The organism is Actinomadura sp. 7K507 (assembly GCF_004348425.1).
Classification (GTDB): Bacteria; Actinomycetota; Actinomycetes; order Streptosporangiales; family Streptosporangiaceae; genus Spirillospora.
On sequence record NZ_SMKK01000382.1, the window covers coordinates 1 to 5,433 of the forward strand.

Here is a 5,433-nt window from a genome sequence, read left to right on the forward strand (position 1 = left end):
GGGCGTGGGATGATCCCTTGGAGCGGGTTCGTCCCCCCGGAGGCGCACGTGACCAGCATGCTCGAGATTCGTGTGCGGTGGGTGCTGCTCGTGGTGGTGGGTTCCGCCAACCTGGTCGGTTCGCTGGTCGTGTTGCTGTTCACGACGTTCGTGGTTCCCGATCCGCCGTTGGCCGATCGCGAATACGCCCACCAGGTGAATGCGGTGGCGTTCTTCAGTTATCCCCTGGTCGCGGTACCCGTGGCGTTGCTCGCGGGGCTGTGGTTGTGGCGGCCCGTGGTCAGCTTCGTCCGGGACGGGGGTGAGGCCGATCGGCAGCAGCGGCGGGCCGTGTTGCTCGGGCCGCTCAGGTTGACGCTGCTGGTCGGGGCGTTGTGGGCGGTCGGCGCCCTCGGGTGGGCGGTTCTCGATCTTGTCCTGTTCACCGGGCGGCTAGCGGTGAAGACGGGGTTGACGTGCCTGCTGGGGGCGGCGACGACGTGCACGATCGTCTACCTGCTGTCGGAGCGGTTGTTGCGGCCCGCGGCGGCGCTGGTGCTGGGGGCGGAGCGGCCGCGCAGGTTCCGGTTGCCGGGGGTGACCACGCGGGTGATGCTCGCGTGGGCGCTCGGGACGGCGATTCCCGTGTTCGGGCTGATCTGTGTCGCCATCGCCGCGCTGGCCGCGCCGGACATCAATGTCGTCCAGCTTGCGATCACGATCTTGGGGTTGGGCGGGGTCGCGCTGCTCGCGGGGGTTTATGTCATCTATATGGCGACCCGGGCGATCGCTGATCCGATCAAGGCGGTGCGGAAGGGGATGGCGCGGGTCGAGCGCGGGGACCTCGGCGCCGAGGTGGACGTGTACGACGCCAGCGAGGTCGGGCAGTTGCAGGCCGGGTTCAACCACATGGTCGCCGGGCTGCGGGAGCATGAGCGGCTGCGTGATCTTTTCGGACGCCATGTGGGCGAGGAGGTCGCCGATCTGGCGCTGGAGCGCGGAGACATCACGCTCGGCGGCGAGACGCGGGAGGTGGCGGTCCTGTTCGTCGATCTCACCGGGTCGACGAGGCTGGCCGACACGCGGAGGCCCGACGAGGTCGTCGAGCTGCTCAACAGGTTCTTCGGCGTCGTGGTGACGGTGGTGGCCGGGCACGGGGGATGGATCAACAAGTTCGAGGGGGACGCGGCGCTCGCGATCTTCGGGGCGCCGACGCAGGTGGACGACTCGGCCGGCGCGGCGCTCGGGGCGGCGCGCGAGCTGTCGCTGCGGCTCCGGGTCGAGGTGCCGATGCTGGACGCGGGGATCGGCGTGTCGGCGGGTCCCGTGGTCGCCGGGTACATCGGCGCCGAGCAGCGGTTCGAGTACACGGTGATCGGTGATCCGGTGAACGAGGCGGCGCGGCTCAGCGACATGGCGAAGACGTGGGACCGGCGGGTCCTCGCCTCGGCGACCGTGCTGGAGCTCGCCCATCTCGCCGAGTCGGACGAGTGGGATCTCGGCAAGTCGGTCATTCTGCGCGGCCGGAGCCGTCCGACCCGGCTGGGCACGCCGCGGCCGCCTCTCCCGGCCCTGGAGCCGGAACCCGTGAAGGCGGCGGCCCGTGTCCCGCTTCCGCTGCGGTGGAGCCGGAAGCTGCTGGTCGGGGCGCTGGTCCTGTCGAAGACGGCCAAGGGCACGCGGAAGCAGGACGAGGGCGAATAGTCCGTCCGTTCTGATCAAAGGATCGTGTCGCCGTCGTGGCGTCGCGGGCGGAGTGCGTATCGTCACCGGCAGTACACGGTCTGCTACCGGCCCGTAACTCCGGTGTCACCGGACGGTTCGAAGGTTGGGGCGGACAGGCCCCAGCTCCCAAGAGGTGACCATGCACCGACGTACCCGGCTCGCCCTCATCGCCGTCACGGCCTCGGCGGCGATCGTCGTTCCCGCCATGCCCGCCGCCGCGGACCCCGCCCAGCCGTCCGGTGCGCCTGAGCCGCGTCCGGGGCTGAACGCCGCGCCGGACGAGATCACGAACGTCGCGCACCGTGGCGCTTCCGCCTACGCGCCGGAGAACACGCTCGCCGCCGTCGAGCTGGCCAGGACCCAGCGCGCGGACGTGTTCGAGATCGACGTCCAGGAGTCCAAGGACCACAAGCTCGTCGTCATGCACGACACCACGCTCGCCCGGACGACGAACGTCGAGCAGGTGTATCCGGACCGGGCGCCTTGGAAGGTCTCCGACTTCACCTTGGCCGAGATCAAGAAGCTGGACGCGGGTTCCTGGTTCGCGAAGAAGTACAAGGGTGAACGCGTCCCGACACTGGCTCAGGTGCTCCGGGCCATGCGCGGCAAGGGTCTCGGGATGCTTTTGGAGGTCAAGAGCCCCGCGCTCTACCCGGGCATCGAGAAGCGCATCGCGGCGGCCCTGAAGCGCTCGCCGTCGTGGCTGCGGCACGACCCGAGCGAGCGCCGGCTGGCCGTCCAGTCGTTCGACTGGGCGTCCGTGCGGCGCTTCCACTCCGTGATGCCCGAGGTGCCGACCGGGCTGCTCGGGAAGCCGAAGGCCGGGGACCTGCGCAAGCTGGCGTCCTACGCCGACCAGATCAACCCCACGTACGGCGATCTGACCGCGTCCTACGTCAAGAAGGTGCACGCGGCCCGGATGGACGTCCTCACCTGGACGCTGGACGACCGCGGCCAGATGAGGAAGGCCGCCGGACTCGGGGTGGACGGGATCATCACCAACAAGCCGGATGTGCTCCGCCGCGTCCTGCGAGAGGCCGCCGACCGCTCCGCCGCCTGACCCGCACGCTGTTCGCCGCCCCCGGCCATGAGCCTCCGACCATGGCGCCTGATCGCGGCGCCCTGGTCGCGGTGTCCGGTCAGAAGGACTGGGGCCGAGGCTGGGGGAGGTGTTGGCGGGTGCGGGCGAGGAGGGTGCGGGCGGCCGGGCTGCGCGGGCCCTCGGTGCGCCAGGCGAGCGCTATCCGCCCGGTCAGCCGCGGCTGGACGATCGGCATCGCGCGCACGTCGTCCCGCAGGTCGCGGGTGGCGGACTCGGGCAGGACGGCGACGCCGAGTCCGTGTGCGGCCAGTTGCGCGAGCACGGGCGGTTCGCCGGCCTCGAACGCGATGCGCGGGCTGAGGCCGGCGTCCGCGCACGCCTCGTCCAGGACGGCCCGGATCCCGGTGCCCTTCGGCAGGCTGATCAGGTCCTCGTCGGCGAGGGCCCGCAGCCGGAGGGTGGACCGCCGCGCCAGCGGGTGGCCTCGGCCGACGGCGGCGAAGAGGTCCTGCTCGATGACGATCCGGGTCGCGATGCCCTCCGGAGGTTCGGAGGAGCCGAGGCTGAGGAACGCGAGATCGACCCGTCCGTGCCGCAGCGCGTCGGCGAGCGTCGCGGCGTCCTCCTGAACGACTGTTATCTCCACGTTCGGATGATCGCGATGGAAGCCGGCCAGCAGGCCGGGCAGGTCCAGGGACTGGATCCAGTCGATCGTGCCGATCGTGACATGCCCGCGCAGGAGCCCCGTCAGCTCGTCCACCGACTGCCGCGCGCCCTCGACCGCCGCGAGCGCCGCCCGCGCGTACGGTAGGACGGCCTCGCCGACCTCGGTGAGCCGGACGGTCCGTCCCGACCGGTCGAACAGCGGCTGGCCCAATTCGCGTTCAAGCTGCCGGATCTGGGCGCTCACGCCCGGCTGGGCGACGTGCAGCCGGGCGGCCGCCTTCGTGAAGCCGGCCTCCTCCGTCACCGCCACGAAGTACTCAAGCTGGCGCAGCTCCATAACCAACGATGCTAACAGCGCAGGTATGCAGTGCTGTGGCTTCTGCCGCCTCCGGAGGGCGGCGAACGATTTCTTTGGACTCTCTTGGGTGCGTCACTGCTGTTCAGAGGACTGATTTCGATCTGGGCGGTGATTACCTCACCTGCGGGAGGTCGGGTGAACGGACGGCGCACATGGTCCATACGGGTGCGGATGACCGTAATTGCCGGGGCGGTCACCGCTCTGATCTGCGGCATCCTCAGCACGCTGGTCGTCGTCGGGGTCCGCGGCAGCGCGGAGGACTACGAGCGGAACAAGGTCGCCTCCGCGGCGCTGCGGCTCACCTATGAGGTCGATCGGGCGCGGGTACGAGGCGGCATCGAGGCGCCGGAGGGCGTCGTCCTCCAGGTCCTGAACGACCGGCGCGACGTGGTCGCCGGAACGGATGGGGTGCGGGCCGGGCGGCCGATCGCCCGCTTCGGCCCTGCGGAAAAGGGCACCTACTCCACCCGGGTCCTCTGCCCGCCGCGAGGACTCCACCGATGCATGTGGGTGACCGCTTACCGCGTCTACAAGCCGAGCGGAGACTGGATCGTCTACGCGGCCACCCCCACCATCCCCTGGTATGTCAACGCCGGCCTCCTCATGTTCCTGATCTGCACCTCGCTCCTGGTGATCCTGCTGGTGTGCCTGCGGGCATGGGGGACGGTCGACCGGACCCTCGCCCAGGTGGACGCGATCCGCTCCGAACTGGCGGAGATCACCGCCAGCAGGTCGGGGCGCCGCGTGACGGTCCCGTCGAACCAGGACGAGATCCGGTGGCTCGCGGAGGCCGCCAACGCGACCCTCGACCGCCTCGACAGCGCCCTGGAGCGCCAGCGCAGCTTCACCTCGGACGCGTCCCATGATCTGCGCAGCCCGATCACCGCGGCCCGCGCCCAGATCGAGGAGGCCCTGCTGTTCCCGGAGGACGTCGACTGGCCGCAGACGGCACGGACGGTCCTGCAGAGCCTCGAACGTCTGCAGGCGATCGTGACCGACCTGCTGCAGCTCGCCCGCCTGGACGCCGCGGACTGGGGGGAGAGCGAGACCATCGACCTCGGTGCGCTCGTCACCATCGAGGTCGCCAGATCGGACCGGACGAAGCAGATCGTCCCGCACGTCCAGGAGGGCGTCACGGTGCGCGGCGACCGGCTCCGCCTGGTCCGGCTGCTGACGAACCTGCTGGACAACGCCGAACGGCACGCCGACGAGCGGGTGGACATCACCGTGCGCCGCGAGGACGGCTCCGGCGTCCTCGAGGTCCTCGACGACGGCGCGGGCGTCGCCGAGCAGGACAGGGAGATCGTCTTCCAGCGCTTCTCCCGCCTTGAGGCCGGCAAGGCCCGGGACGCCGCCGGAACCGGTCTCGGCCTCCCGATCGCCCGCGAGATCGCCGAGCGCCACGACGGGACGCTGACCATCGAGGACAGCCCGCGAGGCGCCCGCTTCGTCCTCCGGATTCCCCGACCTTCCTGAAAGGCGGCGGCCGCCGGACAGGCATCGCACCCGGCGCCCGATGACGGCCGCGTGCCCGGCGGGTTCCGGAAGCCCGCGTGCCCGGCGTCCCCGGGAAGCCGCGTCCTCGGGAAGCCGCGGGCCCGGGAAGCCGCATCCCCGGGAAACGGAGAACCCCGCGGTGCGCGGTGCACGCGGGGCCAGGGGC

At 71.0% G+C, this 5,433-nt stretch carries 4 protein-coding genes; 3 read left to right on the forward strand and 1 reads right to left on the reverse strand.

All coding sequences use genetic code 11. The features are described 5' to 3' along the window. The coding region (locus E1285_RS42830; protein WP_132160644.1) for an adenylate/guanylate cyclase domain-containing protein at positions 1-1,683 on the forward strand (1,683 nt) is incomplete at its 5' end. Positions 1,684-1,843: 160 nt separating this feature from the next. After that, complete coding sequence (locus E1285_RS42835; RefSeq protein ID WP_132160645.1) at positions 1,844-2,764, forward strand: glycerophosphodiester phosphodiesterase family protein; 921 nt, start codon at positions 1,844-1,846, stop codon at positions 2,762-2,764. A gap of 79 nt (positions 2,765-2,843) precedes the next feature. Here the strand turns inward: E1285_RS42835 and E1285_RS42840 are convergent, their stop codons facing one another. Then, complete coding sequence (locus tag E1285_RS42840) at positions 2,844-3,749, reverse strand: LysR substrate-binding domain-containing protein (RefSeq protein WP_132160646.1); 906 nt, start codon at positions 3,747-3,749, stop codon at positions 2,844-2,846. A 192-nt stretch (positions 3,750-3,941) separates the two neighbouring features. Between E1285_RS42840 and E1285_RS42845 the strand changes: the two genes are divergently transcribed. Further along, entirely contained in the window at positions 3,942-5,246 is a 1,305-nt protein-coding gene (locus tag E1285_RS42845) for a HAMP domain-containing sensor histidine kinase (protein WP_132160647.1), read from the forward strand. Positions 5,247-5,433 lie beyond the last annotated feature (187 nt).